Source organism: Cupriavidus sp. GW822-FHT03E04 (genome assembly GCF_058801495.1).
Window position 1 is genome coordinate 79,330 of record NZ_JBXANI010000016.1, and the last position, 25,203, is coordinate 104,532.

The window sequence follows — 25,203 nt, forward strand, 5'->3', positions numbered from 1 at the left end:
ATATGAACGATCGTTCGATTATAGGGAGTTTCGGCTGGCGGGCGTTAGACGGGCGTTAGAAGGGGCTGTCTACCGGGGGCCATCCACCGAGGCAAGCTGCGGGGACAGTCCTTGGGCCGAGTCTGCGCCGGAACCCGCACCGGCAGCAAGTAACATGGCGGCATGCATTTCGTGGCCGGCGCTGTCACAAAACGGCTGGCCGCCGCGTCTTGTATCCATATCAACCACCGGACCATTATTGCCCCGATCATGCGTTCCAGCGCCTTGCCCGCCGACCCTGAGGTGTTCGCCACATTGCGTCCGCGCCTGTTTTCCATCGCTTACCGCATGCTCGGCACCCGGGCGGACGCGGAGGACGTGCTCCAGGATGCCTGGCTGCGCTGGGACCGAGCGGACCACGCCGCGCTGGCGTCGGCCGAGGCCTGGCTGGTCACGGTGGTCACGCGGCTGGCCATCGACCGCCTGCGCGCGGCCAAGGCCGAGCGCGAGGCCTATGTAGGGTGGTGGCTGCCCGAGCCGCTGGTGGAACTGGACGAGCGCACACCGGAGGCCGCGGCCGAGATGGCGAGTGAGCTGTCGGTGGCCTTCCTGTGGGTGCTGGAGCGCTTGTCCGCCGACGAACGCGCGGCCTTCCTGCTGCGGCAGGTGTTCGATCACGACTATGCCGAGATCGCGGCGCTGCTCGGCAAGAGCGAGGCTGCCTGCCGGCAGATGGTGCACCGGGCCTCAGAGCGCGTGCAGCAACAGCGCCCGCGCTTCGACGTGCCCAAAGACACCCATCGGCGCTTGCTGGAAACCTTCATGCAGGCCGCGCGCAGCGGCGAGATGGACGCCATCAAGGCGGTGCTTGCCGATGACGTGCAGATCATCGGCGATGGCGGCGGCAAGGTGACTTCGTTCGTCAAGGTGGTGCATGGCGCGGACAACATTGCCCGGCTGTACCGGCATATGGCTCAGCGTCATGGCGACGCGCAGGTCTACCGCTTCGCCTGGATCAACGGCGAGCCGGGATTGCTGCGCTATGTGGACGGGCAGCTTGAGTCCGCGCAGGCTTTCCTGATCGACGGCGAGCGCATTGCCGCGATCTACTCGGTGCGCAATCCGGACAAGCTGGCGGGCGTTCCTCCACTTTCTTGAGGTGCGCTGTCACAAATGCCTGGGCCCCCGCGTCTTGACTGCATGGGGGCCGCAAGGGGCGGCCTTCGCAACGCAAGCGGTCCCACGAGATCTCGCCGGATTTCACCGGATCTCACGAGCCCGCGCCAAAAGGCCAAGCCATGACCCACACCATCCGTCTCCCGTACTTCCAGCGCGCTCCCAAATCCTTCAAGGCACTGCTTGACCTGTCCGCCATCATCCAGAATGGCTTGCTCGGCAAGCGCCTTGTCGACCTGGTATTCCTGCGCGTGTCGCAAATCAACGGCTGCGGCTTCTGCATCGACATGCACTGGCGCGACCTGATCCGCCAGGAGGTGGATCCGCGCCATCTCAACGCCGTTGCCGGCTGGCGCGAAGCGCCGTTCTTCAGCGAGCGCGAGCGCGCGGCATTGCGCTGGGCGGAGATCGTCACCGCCACGCCGCACAGCGACGCGAGCGACGAGGAGTTTGCCGCTTTGCGCGCGCACTTTTCCGATGAAGAGATCGCCGAGCTTGGCTTTGCCATTGTCACGATCAACGCGTGGAATCTGCTCAATGTGAGCTTTCGCAACCCGATCCCGGAAAAGGCATGACGCGCAAAAAGGCATAGCGCCAGCCCGCAGCTCGCGCGTGTCGTCCTTGCCTTCACCGCGTACGCTGTAGCCCTCCCCGGGCGGAACGGCGAACAAAAAAAACCCCGCTACGCCGCGGGGCAACTACCACGAAGACTGATAGGAAGAGGCGGGAGGGCACCTGCCAATGCCGCATCCGCACAGCGGACTATAGGCGGCGTTTATGACGGACTGAAGGCGCTCGCGTGAAGACGGGATGACGGCCGCAAGCGCGGCGTGCCCATGAAAAAACGGCGCCCCGGGGCGCCGTCTCTTCCTGGCCTGTCGCTTCGGGTTCAGACCCGTTTCAGATCTTTTCCAGCAACAGGCCCTTGAGGTACTCGCCTTCGGGGAAGGCTGCCAGCATCGGGTGATCGGTGCCGGCCGAGAGGCGTCGCAGGATGCGCGCATCGGCGCGGGCATCGGTCGCCGCGCCCGCCACGATCTTCTGGAACAGCTCCATGCTGATCGCGCCGGAACATGAGTAGGTGAACAGCAGGCCACCCGGGCGCAGCAACTGCAGGCCGACCAGGTTGATCTCCTTGTAGGCGCGCGCGGCGCGGTCGATGTGCTGGGCCGACGGCGCGAACTTGGGCGGGTCCAGCACGATCAGGTCGAACTGGCGGCCGTCGGCGCGGAACTGGCGCAGCGACTTGAACACATCGGCGTCGAGCCAGGCCGCACGCTCGGGGTCGAAGCCGTTGAGGGCGACGTTGCCCGCGGCGGTCTTGAGCGCCTCGCCGGAGGAGTCGATCGAGGTCACCGACGTGGCGCCGCCGCGCAGCGCCGCCAGCGAGAAGCCGCCGGTGTAGCAGAAGCAGTTGAGCACTTCGCGGCCATTGGCCAGATCGCCTACCAGCTTGCGGTTGTCGCGCTGGTCGACATAGAAGCCGGTCTTGTGGCCGCTCTTCACGTCCACGTAATAGCGCACGCCGTGCTCGGTCACGCTGAGTTCGGGGTCAGGCTCGGCGCCGGCCAGCACGCCGGTCACCAGCGGCAAGCCTTCGCGCTCGCGCACGGCGGCGTCGGAGCGCTCGTACACGTTCGGGCAGCCGGTTTCCTTGACCAGCGCCTGCACCAGCGCGTCCTTCCAGGCTTCGACCCCGGCCGCGTTGAACTGGCACACCAGCTGGCCGTTGGCGCCGCTACCGTAGTAGTCGACGATCAGGCCCGGCAGGCGGTCGGATTCACCGAAGATCAGGCGCACGGCGTCGCTGTCTTTCACCCACTGCTTGCGATGCGCGAGGGCGGCGGACACGCGCCGCTTGAACATGGCGTGATCGACCGGCTCGTTCTCGTCGAAGCTCCACACCCGCACGCGAATCTGGGAAGAGGGGCTGTACGCCCCGCGCGCCAGGAAGCGGCCGTCGGCGGCGCGCACGATCACGGTGCTGCCGGGCTCGCAGCGGCCTTCGACGGTATCCACGCCGGTGGCGTAGACCCAGGGGTGGCGGCGCAGCAAGGATTTTTCCTTGCCGGGCTTGAGGGTGATGGTGTTCATGATTTGTTGTATTAGGCGCCAGACGAAGCCGAGCGAACAGGCCAGCCCGGTCCGAAGTGCCTGATTGTTGTTACTCCCTCTCCCCTCGGGGGGAGAGGGGCGGGGAGAGGGGTGGCTTAGCTAGGAGCCACAACAAGCGGAGCCAGTGTTTTTGTCCAGCACGCTCGCCCTCTTCCGCCACGCGGGAGAGGGGAGCCACGCAGTGCATGGCGGGAGGATGACGGCAAGCTCGCCGGCCCCCTACACCGCTTAACCGGCTACAGCACCACCTTCACCATCGGGTGCGACGTCAGCGCGCGGTACAGCTCGTCGAGCTGTTCGCGGCTGGTGACCCAGACCGTGACGGTCAGGCCGAGGTAGTTGCCCTTGGCTGAAGGGCGCATCTCCATCTTGCCGGCGTGGAAGTCGGGATCGAAGCCTTGCACCAGCGTCACGATGGCTTCGGCAAAGCCATCCTGCATGCTGCCCATCACCTTGATGGGGAAATGGCTGGGGTACTCGATCAGCGACTCGGCCGGCGGGATGTCGCCCGGCTTGCCCTGGTCGGAATTGTCGGCGCTCATTTCAATGCCCTCCTTACTTGCGCTTGAACCACAAGCGGATGGTATCCCACAGGCGGCCGAAGAAGCCGGCCTCGGGCACGTCTTCCAGCGCTACCACCGGGAACTCGGCCACCTTGGTGGCGCCGTCCATCAGCTTGACCGTGCCGACCTGCTGGCCGGCGGTGAGCGGCGCCACCAGCAGTTCCTGGCGCTCCAGCACCGGCTTGATGCGCCCGCCCGTGCCCTTGGGCACGGTGATGTAGGTCTCGTCCTTGACGCCGATCTTGACGGTGGGTGCCTTGCCCTTGTAGATGTCCGGCGTGGCCAGCACCTGGCCGCGGTCGTACAGGCGCAGCGTGTCGAAGAACTGGAAGCCGTAGTTCAGGATCTTCAGGCTTTCCTGCGTGCGGACCGCTTCGGTGGTGGTGCCGATCACGATCGAGACCAGCCGGCGCGAGCCGTTAGGCACATTGGCCAGCGGACGCTTGGCCGAGGAGATCAGGCAATAGCCGGCCGACTTGGTGTGGCCGGTCTTGAGGCCGTCCACGGTGGGGTCGATGTAGAGCAGGCGGTTGCGGTTGGGCTGGCGGATCTTGTTGTAGGTGAATTCCTTCTGCGAGTACATGCTGTAGTACTCGGGGAAGTCCTTGATGATCCGCGTGGTCAGCGTGGCCAGGTCCATGGCCGTGGTGTAGTGGTTCGGGTCGGGGATGCCGTCGGTGTTGCTGAAGTGGGTGTTCTTCATGCCCATGCGCTGGGCCTCGCGATTCATCATCGCCACGAAGCCCTCTTCCGAGCCGCCCACGGCTTCGGCCAGCGCCAGCGCCGCGTCATTGCCCGATTGCACGATCAGGCCCAGCAGCAGGTCCTGCACGCTGACCGGCTTGTTGGCTTCCAGGAACATGCGGGATTCGTCGCTCTTGACCTTCTGCACGATCGTGGTCGGCACCACGGTCTGGTCCAGCGTGAGGCGCTTTTCCTTGAGTGCCGAGAAAGCCAGGTAGGCGGTCATCAGCTTGGTCAGCGAAGCCGGCTCGATGCGCACATCGGCGTTCTGCGAAGCCAGGGCCTGGCCGCTGGTGACGTCAAACAGCATCCAGGACTTGGCCGCCACCTGCGGCATCGGCACGCCCTGGGCGCGCACGGGAGCCGGGGCAAGCACGACGGCGGCGCCGACGATGGCTGCTGTGACCAGGGCGGATGTGTTGGCGGACGCGAAAAGCGGCGTGGCTCTATTCAACATGTTTCAGTTTCCGGCAAAAAAAAGGGGCGGGGAGTGCATCCGGTGACATGGCGGGGCGGCGCGCCGCCCCCGTCACTGGTCCCACGCATTGACGACGAGCTGCTTGATCAGGTGCAGCTTGCGATGAAAGAAGTGGTCGGCGCCGGGGATCACGATCACCGGCAGTTCCTGCGGACGGGCCCAGTCGAACACGCTCGCCAGCGGCACGGTATCGTCCTGCTCGCCGTGGATGACGATGGTGTCGGCCGGCACGTGGGCGACTTCCCAGCGGCTGGCGGCGGTGCCCACCATGGCCAGGCGCTGCACCGGCGTGCCTGCCTCGGCCAGGCGCCTGGCGACGTGGCTGGCCACGAAGCTGCCAAACGAGAAGCCGGCCAGCGCCAGCGGCAGCGTGGCGGCATCCGGCGACCACGCGGACTGGGTGCGCATCCAGTCGATGACAGCCAGCAGGTCGTCCTGCTCGCCCACGCCGTTGTCGTGGCTGCCGGCGGTGCCGCCGACGCCGCGGAAGTTCGGGCGCACGGTGGCGTAGCCAAGCTGCACGAAACTGCGTGCCAGCGTCTGCGCTACCTTGTTGTCCTTGGTGCCGCCGAACAGCGGATGCGGGTGGGCCACCAGCGCGAGCCCGCGCGGGGCGCCGGCCTGGGGCAGGTCGACTGAAACGTCGATGGCGCCGACGGGGCCGGCGACGGTAAGTACCTGGGTATGCGCGTTCATGGAAACAGGAAGCAGGGTGGCTGGCTCTGGCGCCGTGGCGCCCGGGTTTCAGTGATTCAGCGTTTCAGCGTCTCGGCCGAGGCCGGGGCTGAGGTCAATCAGTGATCGACCATCAGGCGTTCGACCGGCTTGCCGCCCACCAGATGGCTCTCGATGATCTCGTCGATGTCCTGCTCGTCGACGAAGGTGTACCAGACGGCCTCGGGATAGACCACCAGCACCGGCCCGAGTTCACAGCGGTTCAGGCAGCCAGCCTTGTTGATGCGCACGCGGCCTTCGCCGCCGGAGATGCCAAGCGCCTTGCAGCGCTTCTTGGCGTATTCCTGCATGGCCTGGGCGTTATGCGCGCCGCAGCAGGCGCCGCCGTCCTCGCGCTGGTTGAGGCAGAAGAAAACGTGGTGCTGGTAGTGGCTGCGCATGCGTGGTGGGCGTATCGGCGGCGGCAACACAGCAGGCAAAGAGTGCCCGGGGCGCGCGCCGGCCGCCAGGAATGGGTGGAAGGGCTGAATTATACGGCGTCATGGGGGGCGGTTCGACGCTTTGGGGACCCACTTCGATGCCGCGCGTGTGCCGCGCGTACTGCGCCGCGGCCACGGGTGGCGTCGCGCGCACCCGCACCGGCCGGATCGTCCGGATCTCCGGACGGCCGGATTCCGGAATTCCGGAAAATCGGAGTGAGGCGTCGTCCGCTTTGCCAGCTTCCTTTTGAAATCAGTCACTTGGCGACACCGGCCGGCCTGGCACGGCGGTTGCGATGCTTAAGGCAGACGCGCTCCATTTGCAGGGCGCGCGAACCTGCCGCTGTGCGGCGGCGGGCACGGTCAAATACCGAGGACGACATCATGAGGAAACCCTTTTACAAGATCCTGTACGTGCAGGTGCTGTTCGCCATCGCGGTGGGCATCGTGCTCGGGCATTTCTGGCCCGCTACGGGCGTAGCCATGAAGCCGCTGGGGGATGGCTTCATCAAGCTGATCAAGATGATCATCGGTCCGATCATCTTCTGTACCGTGGTGTCCGGCATCGCCGGCATGCGCGACATGAAGAAGGTGGGCCGGGTCGGCGGCAAGGCGCTGCTGTACTTCGAGGTGATCTCCACCTTCGCGCTGCTGATCGGCCTGCTGTCCGCGCACCTGCTCAAGCCGGGCGTGGGATTCAACATCGATCCGGCCACGCTCGACACCAAGGCGATCTCGCAGTACGTGACGCAGGCGCATGGCCAGAGCACGGTCGAGTTCTTCATGCACATCATCCCGGACACGATGGTCAGCGCGTTCGCCAATGGCGACATCCTGCAGATCCTGCTGATTTCCCTGTTCTTCGGCTCGGCGCTGGCGGCCATGGGTGACCGCTCGAAGATCGTGTTCGACTTCGTCGAGCAGGTCTCCAAGGTGTTCTTCCACATCGTTCACGTGATTACCAAGGTGGCCCCGCTGGGCGCGTTCGGCGCGATGGCCTTTACCATCGGCAAGTACGGCCTGGGCTCGCTGGTGCCGCTGCTCAAGCTGATCGGCACCTTCTACTTCACCGCGATCGTCTTCGTGGTGGTGGTGCTGGGCACGGTTGCGCGCCTGACGGGCTTCAACATCTTCCGTTTCATCTCCTACATCAAGGAGGAACTGCTGATCGTGCTGGGCACCAGCTCGTCGGAGGCGGCGCTGCCGCACCTGATGGAAAAGCTGGAAAAGCTGGGCTGCTCCAAATCGGTGGTGGGGCTGGTGGTGCCCACGGGTTACTCCTTCAACCTGGATGGCACCAACATCTACATGACCATGGCGGTGCTCTTCATCGCCCAGGCCACCGGCATCGAACTCACGTTGCTGCAGCAGCTCACCGTCCTGGGCGTGGCCATGATCACCTCCAAGGGCGCCAGCGGCGTGACCGGCTCCGGCTTCATCACGCTGGCCGCCACGCTGGCGGTGGTGCCGGACATTCCGGTGGCGGGCATGGTGCTGATCCTCGGTATCGACCGCTTCATGAGCGAATGCCGCGCGCTGACCAATATCATCGGCAATGGCGTGGCGACGGTGGTGATGTCGGCGTGGGAGCACGAACTCGACCGCGCGCAGCTTGACCGCATGCTGCGCCATGGCGGCGATGAAACGGCCGAACTTGCCGAAGCCGGCCCCGGCGTCCGCTGAGGTCCCGGCCTCCGGAGCGGCGGCGCCAGCCGGCGCCGCTCGCCAGCGGGTATCATCGGCGCGTGTCCCTTCGCATGCGCCGATGCCACATTCCGACGATTTCCTCGCCGTGCATGATCCCGCTTCCGCCCGCCTGGTGCATGCGCCAGGCGATGGCGGCGGAACCTGGCGGGGCTTTGCCGCGGCGCTCGCCGTCGGCCTGGTCGTCCTGTGCTCGCTGACCTGGCTGGTTTCGATGCAGCGCGGCATCGACGGGCTGCAGCAAGCCACGGCCACCCGCGCCGATCGTTACGCGGCCACGCTGGAAAGCACGCTCGACCGCTACGAGTTCCTCCCCGCGCTGGTCTCGCTCCATCCCTTTGTCCATGACCTGCTGGCCGCGCCAGGCGATCCCGTGCGCGTGGCGGCGGCCAACCGCTACCTGTCCGAAGTCAACCGTCGCGCGCGGGCTTCGGCCACCTATGTCATTGCCGCCAACGGCCTCGCGCTGGCCGCCAGCAACCATGACGAGCCGGGCAGCTTTGTCGGCACCGATTACCGCTTCCGGCCTTACTTCCAGAGCGCATCGCGCGGGGAGATCGGGCGGTTCTACGCCATCGGCATCACCAGCGATGAGCCCGGCTACTATATTGCGCAGCCCGTGAAGGTGGCGGGGCGCGTGGTGGGCGTGACCGTGGTCAAGCTCAACCTGGAGTGGTTCCAGCGCGCTGGCGCCGGCGGCGCCGAGCCGGTGATGGTGAGCGACGAGCATGGCGTGATCTTCCTTTCCTCGGTGCCCGCCTGGCAGTACCGCACCTTGCAGCCGCTGCCAAGCGAGCTGCAAACCGAGCTGGACCGCACGCGCCAGTACCATGACCAGGAGGTCAGGCCGCTGCCGCTGGAGGCGCTGCAATCCCCCGTTACGCAATGGCTCGGCCGGACCGTGCTGGGCGAGGGCGCGCGGCTGGTGCGCATCGGTACCGGCAGCAACGCCGAGCGCTACCTCGAGATCAGCCGCAAGGTGGGCCCGGCCGACTGGACCATGCAGGTGATGGCCGCGCTGGACCCGGTGCTGGCCAGCGCGCGCAATGCCACCGTCGGGGCGGCGCTGGCCTATGCCTGCATGTGCCTGCTGCTGTTCAACTGGCGCCAGCGCCGGCAGCGCGCGCGCGATATCGAATACGGCAGGCGCCTGCTCGAAGCCGCCTACGACGAGCTGGAGCGGCGGGTGGAGGCGCGCACCGCCGACCTGATGGCCATCAACGAGCAGCTGGAAGCCGAGGTGGCGGAGCGCACCCGCGCCGAGAGCGAGCTGCGCGCGGCGCAGGATGAACTGGTGCAGGCCAGCAAGCTGGCGGCGCTGGGCCAGATGGCCGCGGGCATCACGCATGAGCTGAACCAGCCGCTGGCGGCCTTGCGCACGTTCTCCGACAACACCCGCGTGCTGCTTGAGCGCGGGCAGCTCGATGCGGCCGCCGGCAACCTCGTCGCCATCGCCGACCTCACCACCCGCATGGGCAAGATTACCGGGCAGCTCAAGCTGTTCGCCGGCAAGGCGCGCCAGCGACGGCACGCGGTGCATGTGCGCGCCGCGCTGGACCACGTGCTGGCGCTGATGGCGCCGCGCCTGGCCCATGTCGCGCTGAAGGTGGAGGGCTTGTCCCAGCCGCCCGGGCCGGCGGTGTGGGCCGATGAGCTCAAGCTCGAGCAGGTGCTGCTCAACCTGATCGGCAATGCACTCGATGCGCTGGCCACCGCGGCGCCGCACGCGCCCTGCGTGGAAGTGGCGGTGAGCGAGCACGGCGGCACGGTCAGCATCGCGGTGCGCGACAATGGCACCGGCATCGCGGCCGACGCCTTGCCACGACTGTTCGAACCCTTCTTCACCACCAAGGAGATCGGCCAGGGACTCGGCCTGGGACTGGCCATTTCGTCGTCCATCGTGCGCGAGTTCGGCGGGCAGCTGAGCGCGGCCGAGCGGCCCGGCGGCGGCGCGGAATTCGTGGTGATGCTGCGGCGCGCGCCCGCGCCCGAAGGCGCCGCGCCCCGCGACGCCGCCACTTCCATCTCTCCCACCCATACTGAGTGAGCATTGCCATGCAAGACGGATTGCGTGTCCTGTTCGTCGAAGACGAACCCCTGGTACGCCAGGCCACCGCGCAGAGCCTGGAGCTGGCTGGCTTCTCCGTGCTGGCGCTGCCCTCGGCCGAGGCCGCCATGCCGCACCTGTCGCCGGAGTTTCCCGGCGTGCTGGTGACGGACGTGCGCCTCACCGGCGCCAGCGGGCTGGACCTGCTGCAGCACTGCCGCAACGCGGCGCCGGGCGTGCCGGTGATCCTGGTCACCGGCCACGGCGATATCACCATGGCGGTACAGGCCATGCGCGAAGGCGCCTACGACTTTATCGAGAAGCCCTTTGGCGCCGACCGCCTGACCGAAACCGTGCGCCGTGCGCTGGAGCGGCGCGCGCTGGAGCTGGAGAACCGCGCGTTGCGGCGCGAGCTGGCCGGCCCGGCCGCGGGCACGCGCATCATCGGGCGCTCGCCGGCCATCGAGCAGGTGCGCACGCTGGTGGCCAACGTGGCCGCCACGGATGTCCCCGTGATGATCAACGGCGAGACCGGCACCGGCAAGGAGCTGGTGGCGCGCAGCCTGCATGCTCTGTCGCCGCGCCACCAAGCGCCCTTTGTCGCGCTGAACTGCGGCGCGGTGCCCGAGGCCATCTTCGAGAGCGAGATGTTTGGCCACGAGGCCGGCGCGTTTACCGGCGCCGGCAAGCGCCGCGTGGGCAAGCTCGAGCACGCCTCGGGCGGCACGCTGTTCCTCGACGAGATCGAGAGCATGCCGCTGGCGCTGCAGGTCAAGCTGCTGCGCGTGCTGCAGGAGGGCACGCTGGAGCGGCTCGGCTCCAATGCCTCCATCGCCATCGACGTGCGCATCGTGGCCGCGGCCAAGGGCGATATGGAGACGCTGGTGGCGCAAGGCACGTTCCGCGAGGATTTGTACTACCGGCTCAACGTGGTCACCATCCCGTTGCCCCCGCTGCGCGAGCGGCGCGAGGACATCGTTGCGCTGTTCGAGCATTTCATGCTGGTGGCGGCGGTGCGCTACCAGCGCCCCGTGCCCATCCTCTCCGAGCTGCAGCGCCAGGCGCTGATGCAGCGCGCATGGCCCGGCAACGTGCGCGAGCTGCGCAACGCCGCCGACCGCCTGGTGCTGGGCGTGCCCGAGGGCGGCACGCGCGCCGATGCGCTCGACGACTCCACGCCGCTCAAGGAGCGCATGGAGCACTACGAGCGTGCCGTCATCGCCGATACGCTGGCGCGCACCGGCGGCGCGGTCAGCCAGGCGGCGGATCTGCTGCAGGTGGGCAAGGCCACGCTGTACGACAAGATCAAGCGCTACGGGCTGTAGCGCTTCCAGCGTTTCCTGCGTTTCCGGGCGAACCGGCCGATGTGCGCTTCGAGTCAACATCTCTTGATACACTCGCGGGCCCGAACAGCTCACCCGGAACACGCAATGAACGAGGTATCCAGCCAGCACGCATCCAGCCGCCTGGGCGGCACGGCCGTCGAGGTCGATGGCCAGCAACTCACCGCCGCGGCGCTGGCGCAGGTGGCGCGAGGCCGTCGCCCGGCCAGCCTGGACCCGGCTGCGCGTGCCCATGTGGCGGATGCGCGTGCGCGTTTCGAGGAACTTGCCTCGTCCAATATCCCCATCTATGGCGTGTCCACCGGCTTTGGCGAGCTGGTGCATAACTGGGTGGATATCGAGCATGCCGGCGCCCTGCAGGAGAACCTGTTGCGCAGCCACTGCGCCGGCGTGGGCCCGTTGTTCGGGCGCGAAGAGGTGCGCGCGATGATGGTTGCGCGCGCCAATGCGCTGGCGCGGGGCTATTCGGCGGTACGCCCGCTGGTGATCGAGCAATTGCTGCGTTATGTCGAGGCGGGCGTCACGCCCGCCGTGCCGCAGGTGGGCTCGCTCGGCGCCAGCGGCGACCTCGCGCCGCTGTCGCATATCGCCATCACGCTGATCGGCGAAGGCAAGGTGCTGCTGGCCGACGGCACCACCGCGCCCACCGCGCAGGTGTTGCGCGAGCATGGCATCGAGCCGATCAAGCTGTCCCACAAGGAAGGGCTGGCCCTGATCAACGGCACCTCGGCCATGACCGGCATGGCGTGCCTGCTGCTGGAAACCATGCGCGCCCAGGTGACGCAGGCCGAGATCATCGCGGCGCTGGCGCTGGAAGGGCTCAACGCCTCGGCCGACGCCTTCATGACCCACGGCCACGACATTGCCAAGCCGCATCCGGGCCAGGTGCAATCAGCGGCCAACCTGCGCGCGCTGCTGGCGGGTTCCACGCGCCTCTCAGGGCATGGCCAGCTGGCGGGGGAAATGAAGACCCGCGCCGGCGACGAGAAGAACACCGGCACCGGTGTGTTTATCCAAAAGGCCTACACGCTGCGCTGCATCCCGCAGGTGCTGGGCGCGGTGCGCGACACGCTGGGGCACTGCGCCACCGTGGTCGAGCGCGAGCTGAATTCGTCCAACGACAATCCGCTGTTCTTCGACGACGGCGAGCTGTTCCACGGCGGCAATTTCCACGGCCAGCAAGTCGCGTTCGCCATGGACTTCCTCGCCATCGCGGCCACGCAGCTTGGCGTGGTGTCGGAGCGCCGCCTCAACCGCCTGCTCAGCCCGCACCTGAATAACGGCTTGCCGGCTTTCCTGGCGGCCGCCAACGAGGGCCTGAGCTGCGGGTTTGCCGGCGCGCAGTATCCGGCCACCGCGCTGATCGCCGAGAACCGCACCATCTGCAGCCCGGCCAGCATCCAGAGCGTGCCGTCCAACGGCGACAACCAGGACGTGGTGAGCATGGGCCTGATCGGCGCGCGCAATGCGCGCCGCATCATCGACAACAACCAGTACATCCTCGCCGTGGAACTGCTCGCAGCCTGCCAGGCCGCCGAGCTGGCCGGCGCGGTGGAAAGCCTGTCGCCGGCGGGCCGCGCGGTCTTTGCCTTCGTGCGCGAATGCGTGCCGTTCCTGGCGATGGATCGCTACATGACCGACGACATCGAAGTCATTGCCGCGCAACTGCGCGCCGGCGCGCTGGTGGAGGTGGTGCGCACGGCTGGCGCGGCGGTCAACTGACACGCGCCTTGGCCGCGCAGCCTCATTTCCACATATCGCGCATGCGCCCGGCCAGGTCGAGCCTGGGCAGCGGCGCCTTGGCCGGCGCGTCCGCCACCGGCGGGGGCGGCGGCCAGGACCGGCTGTGGAACAGCGGCATCACGCGGTTAGGCAGAAAGCGCGTGCGCGAGGCGTAGACATGGCGGTCGCCATAGGCGGTCTGCTGGTGCACATAGAACCGCTGCGGCACCACGATGTCGAGGTGGTCGCGGGCGCGGGTCATGGCGACATATAGCAGCCGGCGCTCTTCCTCGATTTCCTCGGTGGTGCCGGTGGCCAGGTCCGAAGGCATGCAGCCGTCGACGGCATTGAGCACATAGACGGCCTTCCATTCCTGGCCCTTGGCCGAGTGGATGGTGGACAGGATCAGGTAATCCTCGTCGCGCAGCGGCACGCCGGATTCGTCGCTCGATGCGTCCGGCGGGTCGAGCGTGAGTTCCGTCAGGAAGCGCTCGCGCGACGCGTAGGTGGCGGCGATACGCTCCAGTTGCTGCAGGTCCGCAGCGCGCGCGGGCGCGTCGTCGTGCAGGCGCTCAAGGTGCGGCTGGTACCACGCCACCACCTGCTCGAAGGCGGAGGGCCACGGCGCAGCCGGGGCCATCAGGCTGCGCGCCAGCGCCAGCAGGTCGGGCCAGGCCTCGGCGGCGGCTGGCGGCGCCTCAAAGGACTCCAGGGCAAATAGCGGCTCGGTGGCGATTTCCACCGCATCGAGCACGCGAGCGGCAGTCTTGGGCCCCACGCCCGGCAATAGCTGCAGGCTGCGGAAGCCTGCCATGCGGTCGCGCGGATTTTCCAGCCAGCGCACCACCGCCAGCACATCCTTCACGTGCGTGGATTCCAGGAACTTCAAGCCGCCGAATTTCACGAACGGGATATTGCGCCGGACCAGCTCGATCTCCAGCTGCGCGCTGTGGTCGGCGGCGCGGAACAGCACCGCCTGCGACAGCAGCGCCAGCCCGGCCTCGCGCCGCGAGAGGATCTGCTCGACCACATAGCGGGCCTGGTCCGCCTCGTCGTTGACCACCACGATCTCCGGCTTCTCGGCCGAGCCGCGCTCCGACCACAGGTCCTTGGTATAGCGCTCGGCCGCCAGCCCGATCACCGCGTTGGCGGCGGCCAGGATGGGCTGGGTGGAGCGGTAGTTCTGCGACAGCGTGACCATGTCCGCGGCCGGCGTGAACTGCGCGGGAAAATCGAGGATATTGCGCACCGTGGCGCCACGGAAGGCGTAGATCGACTGGGCATCGTCGCCCACTACCGTCAGGCCGCGCCCGTCGGGCTTGAGCGCGAGCAGGATGGCAGCCTGCAGCGCATTGGTGTCCTGGTATTCGTCCACCAGCACGTGGTCGAAGCGCGCGCCCATGTCCTGCGCCAGCGCGGGCTCGGCCAGTGCCTGCGCCCAGTAGAGCAGCAGGTCGTCGTAGTCGAGCACCTGCTGCTTTTGCTTGGCTTGCACATAGCCGGCAAATAGTCCGCGCAGCGCATCCGTCCACATGGCATAGCGTGGGAACCATTGCTTGAGCACGTCTTCGAGCGGCGCCTGCGTGTTGACCACGCGCGAGTAGATCGACAGGCAGGTTTCCTTGCGCGGGAACCGCGAAGCCTGGGCCGACAGGCCCAGGTCGTGCCGCACCACGTTCATCAGGTCGGCGGCGTCGCCGCGATCGCAGATGGTGAAGCTGGGCGACAGGCCAAGCGTTTCCGCGTACTCGCGCAGCAGGCGCGCGCCGATGGCGTGGAAGGTGCCGGACCATGTGAGTGCCGCGCGCCCCGCCCCGCAGGCTTGCATGCCCAGCGCCTGGTCGACGATGCGCTCGACCCGCCGCCCCATCTCCGACGCCGCGCGGCGCGAGAACGTCAGCAGCAGGATGCGGCGCGGGTCTGCGCCGCCCAGCACCAGATGGGCAACGCGGTGCGCCAGCGTGTTGGTCTTGCCCGAGCCGGCACCGGCGATGATCAGCAGCGGCGCGGCGGGCTCGTGCGTCACGGCCGCGCGCTGTTCCGGGTTCAGGGTGGACAGGTAGGCCGGCGTGTCGGGGGCGGCGGCATCCACGGTATCGGGCTGCTTGACGGCGGGTGCGTCGCAAAGCACGGCGCTGGGATCGGGATCGAGTAACACGGAGCGGGGGCCTTAGGGGATGCCGGGCGCAAGTGCGCTGGCCGGCATGGGCGGGGAAAGCTGCTGGCAACTGTATATCCATACAGCCGTGCTGCGCAAGCCGGGCATTGCGCGACGGCGCCCGGCAATAAAAAAAGGTGCCATGGAAGGCACCTTTCTGGGCGGAGGCGGCGGGCCAGTCAGTGGGCCAGTCAGTGGCTCAGGCCGCCTTGGCGAGCGCGCCGTCGAGCAGCTTGTGCAGCGCGTCCCACTCGGGCTCGCCCACATAGCGCTTGAGGATATGGCCGTCCTTGTCGATCACGAAGGTGGTCGGGGTCAGCTGCACTTCGCCGAATGCCTTGGCGGCCGCGCCGTCGGAATCCATTGCCACCTTGAACGGCAGCTTGCGCGTTTGCGCATAATTCATCACGTACATGGGCGGGTCATAGCTCATTGCCACGGCGACGAACTCCAGGCCCTTGTCCTTGAACTTGTCATAGGTGCGGACCATGTCCGGCATTTCCTTGACGCAGGTGACGCAGCTGGTGGCCCAGAAGTTGACCAGGTAGACCTTGCCCTTGAGATCGGCGGTGCTGACTTTTTCGCCGGACAGCAGCGTGAACGTGGCGGGCGGCGCCGCATTGGCGGGGGCGATGGCACGATAGCCGAACCAGCCCAGCACGGCAACCAGCAGCACGGCGGCGATCACAGGCCACAGCTTGCGCGAGGCGGTGCTTGCCGGGGTGGGTGCGGTGGGGGAAGCGGAGGTCGTCATGATGCTCGCCGACAGGTCAGACAAGCCACTATTCTACTGCCGCTGCCGAGGCGCTGCCGGCTGCATTCACCGAGCCGCCGCGGATGCGACGATTGGCCGCAGTCGGGTGCGCCATTGTGCGCCTCAATGCGCCTTGCTTGCCAAGGCCGAGCGGGCTTGGTCCAGCGCCTGCTCAAGGTAGGCGCCATAGAAATCGGGCTGCATGCCGCGCAGCGGCGTGGCCAGGGAGCGGCCGCGCGCGTCGAGGAAGAGCACCGTGGGCGCTACCGCCACATTGCGGCTGCGGGCCCATTCCCGCGCGGTGGTCATGCTGCCATCGGTGTTGCGCAGCGGCGTGTCGGCGGTCATGTCGAGCTCGCGCGCCTCGATTTCTCCCGCCGCGGCTTGCGGGCCGAGATAGTTGCGGCGCACCGTTTCGCAGTACACGCAGCCCGGCAGTGTCACCAGCACCACCAGGGGCTCGCCCCGGCTGGCCGCAGCGGAGGCCTGGGCGGCGAGATCGTTGACGGGGGGCAGGTGGGCCGTGGCGGCCAGGGCGCTCGTGCTTGCCGCGACCAGCATGGCGCCGAGCATCGCCGCGCCGGTACGGCGTGCGGTGCCAAAGACACCCCGGGGGGATGGCTGCATTGGCTGGATCGATGGCTGGGTTTGCATTGGCGGGCAATGTGGATGAGCGCTGGCACGCGGGTTCTACGATAATAGCGGCTTATTTCCGCATTCGCCGCCCTGATGCCCCACGCCTGGTTTCCACGGTTCTTCCGCTTGCCGCAGTCCCTGCTTGCCAAAGCCATCGTCCTGGGCGCGCTCGGCGCCGGGCTGATCGCCTGTTCACCCCGCTATGACTGGCGCACCATCCAGTCCAACGAAGGCGCCTACGCGGCGCTCTATCCCGGCAAGCCATCCGGCGCTGCGCGCGAGGTGGCGATTGCCGGGCGCAAGCTGCCCATGACGATGGACGCGGCCCGGGTCGACGAGACCTTGTTCGCCGTGGGCGTGGTGACCTTGCCCGCCGATGACGCCGAGTTGCGGCAGGCGGCGCTGGATTCCATGCAGAAGGGCTTGCTCGGCAACCTCGGGCCGCATCCCGCCGAAGCGGTCAAGACCCGCAAGGTAACGGTGATGTCGGCCGCATCGCCGGCCGTGGCGCTCGAGGGCGTGGAGGTGCAGGTAGCCGCGGTATCGCCGCAGGACCAGTCGCCACGCAGGCTGACGGCGCGGCTGGTGGCGTCGGGCGTGCACGTCTACCAGGCGGTCGTGCTGGAGGCGGGAGAGGCCGCGCGCGACCAGCGCCAGGCGGAACAGATAGACCAGTTCCTGACGGGCTTCCATCCGTTCTGACCTGGGCGCTCCAGGCTTCCAGGCTTCCAGGCAGATTCAAGACAGTTTATTTTCAAGGAGTAACGCAATGCGTTGGGATGTTTGGCTGGCCTATTTCGCGGCCTGTTGGGTGATTGCCGTGTCGCCGGGATCCGGCGCGGTGCTGTCGATGAGCCATGGCCTGTCCTATGGCCTGCGCAAGACCACCACCACGATCTTTGGCTTGCAGACCGGGCTGGTCATCATCCTGCTGGTGGCTGGCGGTGGCCTGGGCGCGCTGCTGGTGGCCTCCGAGCACGCCTTTGCCGTGGTCAAGACGATCGGTGCGCTCTACCTGATCTATATCGGCGTGCAGCAATGGCGCGCGCGGGTGGACGGCGGCCAGGACGATGCCGTGCCGGGTACGGAAGCGCCGCGCGTCGCCGCGCTGAGTCCGCGCCGGCGTTTTGCCACGGGCTTGCTAACCAATGTGACCAACCCCAAGGGCATCATCTTCATGGTGGCGGTGTTGCCGCAGTTCATCGATCCGGCCCATGCGCTCGGGCCCCAGCTTGCCATCCTGGCCGCGACCATGTGCGGCGTGGACCTGGTGGTGATGCACGGCTACGCGCTGCTGGCCTCGCGCATGCGCGGCCTGTTCCGCAATGCGCGCGCGGTGCGCTGGCAGAACCGGATCTTCGGCAGCGTGCTGGTGGCCGTGGGCGCGGCGTTGTTCTTCGTCAGGCGCCATCCGGCTTGAGGACTTGGGGCCGGCTCCGCGCCGTCCCGATCCGTCCATATGTCTATCTATCGCTGGCTTCCAACGAGTGCGTTTGCTTCAATAAGGTAAGACGAAGACGACCCAAGCGGAGGCAAGCAATGCGAAGCTCTTCCCCCCAGCAGGCTCCATTGCAAGCGCAGCCGGCCCACACCGTGCCGCCGGCCGAAGATCCGCTGCCGCCGGGCGTGCCGCCAGACCTTCCTCCGATCGAGGAGCCCCCGCCGCCGTCGGAACCTCCTGTGGCCGTGCCGCCGCGCCGGGCGTGAATGGCTACGGTGTGCGCAAGGCGCGCCGGTACTGGATAGCCTCGCCCACATGGCTTGGCTGCAATTGCTCGGCGCCCGCAAGGTCGGCAATGGTGCGGGCGATCTTCAATACGCGGAAATAGGCGCGCGCCGACCAGGCTAGTTTGGCCATGGCGCCGCGCAGCAATGCCTGCGCCTCGGGCGCGAGCGGGCAGTGTTCGTCGATCTCGCGACCGGACAGGGCGGCATTGGGCTTGCCCTGCCGGGCCTGCTGCACGGCCCGGGCGGCCAGCACGCGCTGGCGCACGTCGGCGCTGGGCTCTCCGGGCGGGCCGTCGAGCATTTCCTGATGATCCTGCGCCGGCACTTCCACCTGCAGGTCGATCCGGTCGAGCAATGGTCCCGACAGCCTGGACTGGTAGCGCAGCACCTGGTCAGGCGTGCAACGGCAAGGACGGGAAGGGTGCCCCTGATAGCCGCAAGGACAGGGGTTCATCGCGGCGATGAACTGGAAGCGCGCCGGGAAGTCGGCCTGCCGCATGGCGCGCGAGATGGTGACGCGGCCCGATTCCAGGGGTTCGCGCAGCACTTCCAGCACCTTGCGGTCAAATTCAGGCAACTCATCCAGGAACAACACACCTTGGTGGGCCAGCGAGATCTCGCCCGGCCGGGGATTGCTGCCACCGCCCACCAGCGCCGCCGCCGACGCGGTGTGGTGCGGCGAGCGGTAGGGCCGCTCACGCCAGCGGGCGGGATGGAAGCCGGCGGCGGTCAGGCTCTGCACCGCGGCGGATTCTAGCGCTTCGTCCAGCGTCATGGGTGGCAGCAGGCCGGCAAAGCGCTGGGCCAGCATGGACTTGCCGGTGCCGGGCGGACCGACGAGCAATGCCGAATGCTGGCCCGCCGCCGCGATCTCCATGGCGCGGCGCGCTTGCGCCTGGCCCCGCACGTCACGCATGTCCGGGCCGGCCGGGTCTCCTGCCGCGATCTCCACCAGCGGCTCCGCGCGTGCCAGGCGGTCCGTGGGCAGGGGGCCAAGGTGAGCACAGACTTCCAGCAGGGAGCGCGCCGCATATACCGTGACGCCGTCAATCAGGGCCGCCTCGGGCGCGTTTTCCGCCGCCACCACGAAGCTGCGCGCCGGGCCTTCGCCAGCGGCTTGCCGTGCCGCGTTGTCGCGCCCCAGGCCCATGGCCATGGCCAGTGCCCCGCGCACGGGGCGCAATTCGCCGGACAGCGACAGCTCGCCGGCGAACTCGCTGGCATCCAGGCCATCCAGCGGGACTTGCCCGCTTGCGGCCAGGATGCCGAGCGCGATCGGCAGGTCAAAGCGCCCGGACTCCTTGGGCAGGTCGGCTGGCGCCAGATTCACCGTAATGCGCCGGCTGGGAAACTCGAGTTGGCTGTTGAGGATCGCCGCGCGCACCCGCTCGCGGCTCTCGCGCACTTCGGTATCGGCCAACCCGACGATATTGAAGGCGGGCAGGCCGTTGGCCAGGTGCACCTCGACCGACACCAGCGGTGCCTCGAGTCCGGTCAGCGCCCGGCTACGCAGGAGGGCGAGGCTCATCTCACTCCGAAAAGCATCAAGGAAGTGTTAACGAGAATGGCCGCCGGAATACGGCGGCCATTCTGGCGGTCGAGGGCTGCGCCCGGGGTCATCGGGCCCCTGGAGCAAACACGGGACGCGGCAAGGGCTTCAGCCCGAAACAGGCGTGTCGGAGCCGCCTGTCGAGCGGCTTTCCAGCGCCTGCACGCGGGCTTCCAGTTCCTCCAGGCGCGCGCGGGTGCGCGCCAGCACCTGCGACTGGACGTCGAATTCCTCGCGGGTGACCAGGTCGAGCTTGGAAAACCCCTGCGTCATCATGCTGCGAACGTTTTTTTCGATGTCCTTGGCCGGCGAATTGCGCAGGGCTTCGCTGATCTTGGCCTGGAAATCGTTGAAGAGATCGGTGGGTTTCATACTGGTTCTCCTTTTGCACCGCCTTGGTGCGGATAACTGGGTGGGCGGGATTCGGCGTGCTGCATCGCGGTGCACCGAAACGGGGTGTGGGCAAACGCGGTGCGTGCACGGCACTTGCCGCCAGCATGGGCCGATTATCACGCTTCAAGCGTCCCCGGGAAAGCGCCAGCGCGGGCTGGTAACACCTTTTAACGTCAGTAAGTTCGCTGGGAGACAGTCGGCCTCGTCCAATTTGATGTCTTTTTGCGCACAAAATGACGCTTTCACGCCACGGTTCCCTCCTGGCACGGCAGTTGCAGTAATGGTGGCAGGAGCCTCGTTTTACAAACTACTTTCAAACACACGAGTACCGAGCCAGAGGAAAAGGAGAACAAACCCATGAAGAAGTTGGCCCTTGCAGTCAGCGCCAGTGCAGTTGTGCTTTGCGGGCTCGCCCCCGCCGCCTTCGCCCAGAGCAGTGCGCAGGAGGGCGGTGCACCTACCGACGCCGCCGCCGCCGCCGAGGCTTCGCCGCACACCTTCACCGCCAACGTGACCCTGGCCAGTGAGTATCGCTATCGCGGTTTGATGCAGACCAACCGCCGCCCGGCCATCCAGGGCGGTTTCGACTACTCGCATTCGAGCGGCTTCTATGTGGGTAACTGGAACTCGAGCATCAGCTGGCTCGGCGACAGCAATCCGAAAGTCTCGGCACCGATCGAGATGGACTTCTACGGCGGCTTCAAGAACACGGTGACGCTGGCCGGCCTGGAGTGGAACTATGACGCTGGCGTGCTGCAGTACTACTACCCGGGCGATTACCCGAACGGCTTCACCCGCCCGTACACCACGGAACTGTATGTCGGCGCCGGCGCTGGCCCGGTGTTCTTCAAGTACTCGCAGGCGCTGACCAACCTGTTCGGCTTCGCTGACAGCAAGTACAGCTACTACGCCGACCTGTCGGCCAATGTGCCGCTGAACTTCTGGGACCTGACGCTCAATGCCCACGTCGGCTACCAGAACGTGAAGCACGTGAACAGCGCCTCATACACCGACTGGAAGCTCGGGCTGACCAAGGACCTGGGCAAGGGCTTCGCACTGGCGATCGCCTATATCGACACCAATGCGCACAAATCGGCCTATACCAATGTACCGGGCCGCTACGTCGGCAAGGCTACAGCCTGGGCTTCGATCACCAAGACTTTCTAAACACGCATCAGGTCGAGCGGGCGCCGGACGCGAGGCCGGGCCGTCCCGCTCAGAGGAGAAATCGGATGAAACTGATCATCGCCGTCATCAAGCCGTTCAAGCTCGACGAGGTGCGCGAAGCGCTCTCGGACGTGGGCGTGTCCGGCATCACCGTGACTGAAGTCAAGGGCTTCGGCCGCCAGAAGGGCCATACCGAGCTGTATCGGGGCGCGGAGTACATCGTGGATTTCCTGCCCAAGGTGAAGATCGAAGTGGCCGTCCCGGACGACGTGGTCGACCGGGCCATCGAGGCGATCGAGAAATCGGCGCGCACCGGCAAGATTGGCGACGGCAAGATCTTCGTCGCACCGATCGAGCAGGTCATCCGCATCCGCACCGGCGAGACCGGCGGCGACGCGCTGTGACGCACAGCCCAACGATAAGAGGTTAATCACAATGAAATCCTGGTTCAAGCGCATCCTGACAACCGGCGCCATGGCGCTGGCCTTGGGCACGGCCGGCATCGGCCTGTCCACCCACGCCATGGCGCAGGACAAGCCCGCGGCCGAAGCCTCCGCGCCGGCCGCCGCCGCCACGGCCGCACCTGCAGCTGCCTCCGCTCCCGCGGCAGCGGCGGCGGCAGCTGCGCCAGCAGAGGCTGCCGCCCCTGCCGCAGCACCGGCACCGGTGCCCAACAAGGGCGATACCGCGTGGCTGCTGGTCTCCACGGCCTTCGTGATCCTGATGACGCTGCCTGGCCTGGCGCTGTTCTACGGTGGCCTGGTCCGCTCGAAGAACATGCTGTCGGTGCTGATGCAGTGCCTGGTGATCTTCTCGCTGGTGTCGCTGTTGTGGGCCATCTACGGCTACAGCTTCGCCTTCACCGAGGGTAACGCCTTCTTTGGCGGCACCGACCGGCTCTTCATGAAGGGGCTCAATGTCGATGCCGTGGCTGCCACCTTCTCCAAGGGCGTGGTGGTACCGGAACTGGCTTACTTCGCCTTCCAGTGCGCCTTCGCAGCCATTACCTGCGGCCTGATCATCGGCGCTTTCGCCGAACGCGCCAAGTTCTCGGCGGTGCTGGTCTTCGTGGTCCTGTGGTTCACCTTCTCGTACATCCCGATGGCCCACATGGTCTGGTTCTGGCCTGGTCCTGACCTGTACACCGACGCGGCAGCCGGCGCGGCAGCCACGGCCAAGGGTGGCTGGCTGTTCCAGAAGGGCGCGCTCGACTTCGCTGGCGGCACGGTGGTGCACATCAATGCAGCCGTGGCTGGCCTGGTGGGTGCCTTCATGTTCGGCAAGCGGATCGGCTTTGGCCGTGAGGCCCTGCGTCCGCACAGCCTGACCTTCACCATGGTGGGCGCCTCGCTGCTGTGGTTCGGCTGGTTCGGCTTCAACGCCGGCTCGGCGCTGGAAGCCAACGGCTCGGCCGCACTGGCTTTCGTCAACACTCTGCTGGCGACCTGCGCCGCCGTGCTGTCCTGGACCTTCGGCGAATGGATCAGCAAGGGCAAGCCCTCGATGCTGGGTGGCGCTTCGGGCGCAGTGGCTGGCCTGGTGGCCATCACCCCGGCGGCCGGCTTCGTCGGCCCGATGGGCTCGATCGTGATCGGCATCGCCGCCGGCCTGCTGTGCCTGTGGGGCGTGACCGGCCTGAAGAAGCTGCTGGGCATGGACGACTCGCTCGACGTCTTCGGCGTGCACGGCGTGGGCGGCATCCTGGGTGCGCTGCTGACCGGCGTGTTCGCCGCGCCGAGCCTGGGCGGCACGGGTGTCTATGACTACGTGGCCAACAAGGTCTCGGACGATTATTCGATCGCGGGCCAGGTGTGGATCCAGTTCGAAGGCGTGCTCACCACCATCGTGTGGTCGGGTGTGGTGGCCTTCGTCGCCTTCAAGCTGGTGGATATGCTGATCGGCCTGCGGGTGCCGGAAGAAGAAGAACGCGAGGGCCTGGACATCACCTCGCACGGCGAGACCGCGTATGAAGCCTGATCGTAAAGGTGTTGTGCTGGAGAGCTGATTGGGAATCTTCTCTCAGGAGTTTCGCCCGGCCTTGTGCCGGGCTTTTTTCATTTCAGGCGTCCGCCGCGGGCGGCCGGGCCAGGCGGAAAGCGGAGCCGGCGGCTTTTTCGCAAAGTGCTTAAATCCGATCTTAAAAAGCTTCAATTGTTTTTGAGGGGGGGCGCACATACAGTGCCAGTGAGGCAGTTTCCTCCACCTGCAGAACGCTCCCCGTATCTGTCAGGCCATTTGAAAGCGCGGCTCCGGTCGCGCTTTTTTTTGCCTCCCGGCCTTGCTGGCAGGCCGCCCGGAAGTGCTTCGGATTCCTCTTAGGGCCTCCCCCTTTTATTCCGGGCCCCCATCCCCATATCCGTATCCCTTATCCCTTATGCCGGCGCTCGCATATGCTTATTCAGGCGGCGCCAGCAGCCAATTGGCCGTTCCTCTACAATCTGGGCGAACGATAAAGACGATCAATAGGATGTTTATGGTCCCGCATCTCATCACCGCGCTGAACGGTCCACTGCTCGAGCTGGAAAAAAAGATCCTGGATGCGACGCCGTCCATCGAGCGCTGGTTCAGGCTGGAATGGCAGGAACATACGCCTCCGTTCTACTGTTCGGTCGACCTGCGCAACGCCGGCTTCAAGCTGGCCCCGGTCGATACCAACCTGTTCCCGGGCGGGTTCAACAACCTGGCGCCTGAAATGCTGCCGCTGGCAGTCCAGGCGGCGATGGCGGCGATCGAGAAGATCTGCCCCGACGCCAAGAACCTGCTGCTGATCCCCGAGCGCCACACCCGCAACATGTTCTACCTGCAGAACGTGGCGCGGCTGTCGCTGATCATGCGCCAGGCCGGCCTTAACGTCCGCCTGGGCTCGCTGTCCGAAGACATCACCGAACCCACGCCGATCGAGCTTCCCGATGGCCAGACGCTGGTGGTGGAGCCGCTGGCCCGCCTTGGCGCGCGTGGCCGCCGCCTGGGCCTGAAGGACTTCGATCCCTGCTCGATCCTGCTCAACAACGATCTCTCCGCCGGCATTCCCCCGATCCTGGAGAACATCAACGAGCAATACCTGCTGCCGCCGCTGCACGCGGGCTGGTCCACGCGCCGCAAGTCGAGCCATTTCTCGGCCTATGACGAAGTCGCCAAGAAGTTCGCCAAGCTGATCGACGTGGATCCGTGGATGGTCAACCCGTACTTCGCCAAGTGCGGGGGCATCGATTTCCATGAGCGCATTGGCGAGGAAGCGCTGGCCGACTCGGTCGAAGGCGTGCTCAAGAAGATCGCCAAGAAGTACCGCGAGTACGGCATCAAGGAAACGCCGTATGTCGTGGTCAAGGCCGATGCCGGCACCTATGGCATGGGCATCATGACCATCAAGGATGCGTCCGAGATCAAGGGGCTGAACCGCAAGGAACGCAACAAGATGAGCGTCGTCAAGGAAGGCCTTGAGGTCAACGACGTCATCATCCAGGAAGGCGTGCACACCTTCGAGAAGGTCAACGAGGCGGTGGCCGAGCCGGTGGTATACATGATCGACCGCTATGTGGTCGGTGGCTTCTACCGCGTCCATACCGGCCGCGGCAACGACGAGAACCTGAATGCGCCGGGCGCGCATTTCGTGCCGCTGGCGTTCGCGCCCAACGGCATTCCGGACAGCCATGCCAAACCGGGCGCGGCCGTGCCGAACCGCTTCTATATGTATGGTGTGGTGGCGCGGCTGGCTTTGCTGGCGGCGTCGCTGGAACTCGAGAAGACCGACCCCAATCCGATTCTCTGAGACAAACGCTGCGACCGGGACGAG

Annotated in this window: 22 protein-coding genes; 12 read left to right on the forward strand and 10 right to left on the reverse strand. The window is 66.7% G+C overall.

The window, feature by feature from the left end:
* Positions 1–249 precede the first annotated feature (249 nt).
* Positions 250–1,137, forward strand: coding sequence for an RNA polymerase sigma-70 factor (locus tag AC1RQC_RS23490; protein WP_492375602.1), 888 nt, complete (start codon positions 250–252; stop codon positions 1,135–1,137).
* A 140-nt stretch (positions 1,138–1,277) separates the two neighbouring features.
* The gene (locus AC1RQC_RS23495) at positions 1,278–1,730 is read left to right on the forward strand and encodes a carboxymuconolactone decarboxylase family protein (RefSeq protein ID WP_416050346.1); all 453 of its coding nucleotides are present in this window, start codon (positions 1,278–1,280) and stop codon (positions 1,728–1,730) included.
* A gap of 325 nt (positions 1,731–2,055) precedes the next feature.
* Here AC1RQC_RS23495 and AC1RQC_RS23500 read toward each other — a convergent pair whose 3' ends face one another.
* From AC1RQC_RS23500 to AC1RQC_RS23520, 5 genes are all read right to left on the reverse strand, one after another.
* Positions 2,056–3,249, reverse strand: coding sequence for a class I SAM-dependent rRNA methyltransferase (locus AC1RQC_RS23500; protein ID WP_492375603.1), 1,194 nt, complete (start codon positions 3,247–3,249; stop codon positions 2,056–2,058).
* Between the two features lie 257 nt (positions 3,250–3,506).
* Positions 3,507–3,812, reverse strand: coding sequence for a YbeD family protein (locus AC1RQC_RS23505; protein ID WP_183032022.1), 306 nt, complete (start codon positions 3,810–3,812; stop codon positions 3,507–3,509).
* Between the two features lie 13 nt (positions 3,813–3,825).
* Positions 3,826–5,034 (reverse strand): D-alanyl-D-alanine carboxypeptidase family protein, encoded by a 1,209-nt coding sequence (locus tag AC1RQC_RS23510; RefSeq protein WP_492374386.1) that lies wholly within the window; start codon positions 5,032–5,034, stop codon positions 3,826–3,828.
* Between the two features lie 72 nt (positions 5,035–5,106).
* Positions 5,107–5,751, reverse strand: a complete 645-nt coding sequence (locus tag AC1RQC_RS23515) for an alpha/beta hydrolase (RefSeq protein WP_441632226.1) — start codon at positions 5,749–5,751, stop codon at positions 5,107–5,109.
* 98 nt (positions 5,752–5,849) lie between these two features.
* Positions 5,850–6,170, reverse strand: a complete 321-nt coding sequence (locus tag AC1RQC_RS23520; protein ID WP_267605322.1) for a (2Fe-2S) ferredoxin domain-containing protein — start codon at positions 6,168–6,170, stop codon at positions 5,850–5,852.
* Between the two features lie 420 nt (positions 6,171–6,590).
* Here AC1RQC_RS23520 and AC1RQC_RS23525 point away from each other — a divergent pair, with 420 nt between their 5' ends.
* The 4 genes from AC1RQC_RS23525 to cmdF all read left to right on the forward strand — a co-directional run bounded on the left by AC1RQC_RS23525 (position 6,591) and on the right by cmdF (position 13,025).
* The gene (locus tag AC1RQC_RS23525; protein WP_492810542.1) at positions 6,591–7,892 is read left to right on the forward strand and encodes a dicarboxylate/amino acid:cation symporter; all 1,302 of its coding nucleotides are present in this window, start codon (positions 6,591–6,593) and stop codon (positions 7,890–7,892) included.
* Between the two features lie 82 nt (positions 7,893–7,974).
* Positions 7,975–9,960, forward strand: coding sequence for a sensor histidine kinase (locus AC1RQC_RS23530; protein ID WP_492884794.1), 1,986 nt, complete (start codon positions 7,975–7,977; stop codon positions 9,958–9,960).
* Positions 9,961–9,968: 8 nt separating this feature from the next.
* Positions 9,969–11,285 (forward strand): sigma-54-dependent transcriptional regulator, encoded by a 1,317-nt coding sequence (locus AC1RQC_RS23535; RefSeq protein ID WP_043343292.1) that lies wholly within the window; start codon positions 9,969–9,971, stop codon positions 11,283–11,285.
* Positions 11,286–11,390: 105 nt separating this feature from the next.
* On the forward strand, positions 11,391–13,025 hold the full coding sequence (gene cmdF, locus AC1RQC_RS23540) for a tyrosine 2,3-aminomutase (RefSeq protein ID WP_492884796.1): 1,635 nt from the start codon (positions 11,391–11,393) through the stop codon (positions 13,023–13,025).
* A 22-nt stretch (positions 13,026–13,047) separates the two neighbouring features.
* On the opposite strand, the gene AC1RQC_RS23545 is transcribed toward cmdF, so the two are convergent.
* From AC1RQC_RS23545 to AC1RQC_RS23555, 3 genes are all read right to left on the reverse strand, one after another.
* Complete coding sequence (locus AC1RQC_RS23545) at positions 13,048–15,117, reverse strand: ATP-dependent helicase (RefSeq protein WP_193692154.1); 2,070 nt, start codon at positions 15,115–15,117, stop codon at positions 13,048–13,050.
* Positions 15,118–15,382: 265 nt separating this feature from the next.
* The gene (locus tag AC1RQC_RS23550) at positions 15,383–15,937 is read right to left on the reverse strand and encodes a TlpA disulfide reductase family protein (RefSeq protein ID WP_477132629.1); all 555 of its coding nucleotides are present in this window, start codon (positions 15,935–15,937) and stop codon (positions 15,383–15,385) included.
* A gap of 123 nt (positions 15,938–16,060) precedes the next feature.
* Positions 16,061–16,564, reverse strand: coding sequence for a thioredoxin fold domain-containing protein (locus tag AC1RQC_RS23555; RefSeq protein ID WP_492374383.1), 504 nt, complete (start codon positions 16,562–16,564; stop codon positions 16,061–16,063).
* A 102-nt stretch (positions 16,565–16,666) separates the two neighbouring features.
* Between AC1RQC_RS23555 and AC1RQC_RS23560 the strand changes: the two genes are divergently transcribed.
* Positions 16,667–17,275, forward strand: coding sequence for a hypothetical protein (locus tag AC1RQC_RS23560; protein ID WP_183032030.1), 609 nt, complete (start codon positions 16,667–16,669; stop codon positions 17,273–17,275).
* Positions 17,276–17,342: 67 nt separating this feature from the next.
* Positions 17,343–17,993, forward strand: a complete 651-nt coding sequence (locus AC1RQC_RS23565) for a LysE family transporter (RefSeq protein WP_492828774.1) — start codon at positions 17,343–17,345, stop codon at positions 17,991–17,993.
* A gap of 291 nt (positions 17,994–18,284) precedes the next feature.
* Here the strand turns inward: AC1RQC_RS23565 and AC1RQC_RS23570 are convergent, their stop codons facing one another.
* Entirely contained in the window at positions 18,285–19,829 is a 1,545-nt protein-coding gene (locus AC1RQC_RS23570) for a YifB family Mg chelatase-like AAA ATPase (RefSeq protein ID WP_492374381.1), read from the reverse strand.
* 129 nt (positions 19,830–19,958) lie between these two features.
* Positions 19,959–20,222, reverse strand: a complete 264-nt coding sequence (locus AC1RQC_RS23575) for an accessory factor UbiK family protein (protein ID WP_492374380.1) — start codon at positions 20,220–20,222, stop codon at positions 19,959–19,961.
* A 378-nt stretch (positions 20,223–20,600) separates the two neighbouring features.
* Here AC1RQC_RS23575 and AC1RQC_RS23580 point away from each other — a divergent pair, with 378 nt between their 5' ends.
* The 4 genes from AC1RQC_RS23580 to gshA all read left to right on the forward strand — a co-directional run bounded on the left by AC1RQC_RS23580 (position 20,601) and on the right by gshA (position 25,179).
* Positions 20,601–21,410: a TorF family putative porin gene (locus tag AC1RQC_RS23580; RefSeq protein ID WP_492810447.1), complete on the forward strand. Its 810-nt coding sequence runs from the start codon at positions 20,601–20,603 to the stop codon at positions 21,408–21,410.
* A gap of 65 nt (positions 21,411–21,475) precedes the next feature.
* On the forward strand, positions 21,476–21,814 hold the full coding sequence (locus AC1RQC_RS23585) for a P-II family nitrogen regulator (protein ID WP_006159494.1): 339 nt from the start codon (positions 21,476–21,478) through the stop codon (positions 21,812–21,814).
* 31 nt (positions 21,815–21,845) lie between these two features.
* On the forward strand, positions 21,846–23,387 hold the full coding sequence (locus AC1RQC_RS23590; RefSeq protein WP_492828770.1) for an ammonium transporter: 1,542 nt from the start codon (positions 21,846–21,848) through the stop codon (positions 23,385–23,387).
* Positions 23,388–23,883: 496 nt separating this feature from the next.
* Positions 23,884–25,179 (forward strand): glutamate--cysteine ligase, encoded by a 1,296-nt coding sequence (gene gshA, locus AC1RQC_RS23595; protein ID WP_492374377.1) that lies wholly within the window; start codon positions 23,884–23,886, stop codon positions 25,177–25,179.
* Positions 25,180–25,203 lie beyond the last annotated feature (24 nt).